This window comes from Vibrio sp. OPT46 (assembly GCF_015163535.1).
Lineage (GTDB): Bacteria > Pseudomonadota > Gammaproteobacteria > Enterobacterales > Vibrionaceae > Vibrio > Vibrio alginolyticus.
Window position 1 is genome coordinate 17,836 of record NZ_JADDYG010000120.1, and the last position, 585, is coordinate 18,420.

1 protein-coding gene is annotated in these 585 nt (G+C 45.5%); it reads left to right on the forward strand.

The features are described from left to right. Positions 1-511: aldo/keto reductase (locus tag IQR33_RS05315; RefSeq protein ID WP_193843578.1), on the forward strand; the 511-nt coding region annotated here is incomplete at its 5' end. Between the last annotated feature and the right edge of the window lie 74 nt (positions 512-585).

Sequence of the window (585 nt, forward strand, 5' to 3'; positions counted from 1 at the left end):
TTGGCCTGGCAATAACAATAACTTGAACGAATACATGGCTTCATTACTTGAAGCTAAATCGCAAGGGTTAACCCGTAATATTGGCGTATCCAACTTTAATATTGACTTGTTGCAACAAGCGATAGAAGTGGTCGGTAAAGAGAATATTGTTACTAACCAAATCGAGCTTAGCCCTTATTTGCAAAATCGTAAGTTGGTCAGCTTCATGCAGGAAAACGATATTCAGGTAACGTCTTACATGACCTTGGCATATGGGAAAGTACTTGGGGACCCAACTATTGCAGGTATTGCTGAGGACTATCAGGCCACGCCAGCTCAAGTCGCGCTTGCTTGGGCTTTGTCAAAAGGTTACGCGGTGATCCCGTCTTCAACTAAACGAGAGAATTTGGCAAGTAACCTGAAAGCACTTGAACTTAATCTGAGTGAAGAGGCGATCGCTAAGATAGATGCGCTGGAAAGAAATGGCCGCGAAGTAAACCCTGAAGGGCTAGCGCCTGAGTGGGACGATTGAGTGAGTTTCACGGGAAATCATTGCCTAAATGATGCCGCTGCAATCGCTGACTTCCTCAGCGCTTGACGGTGGTA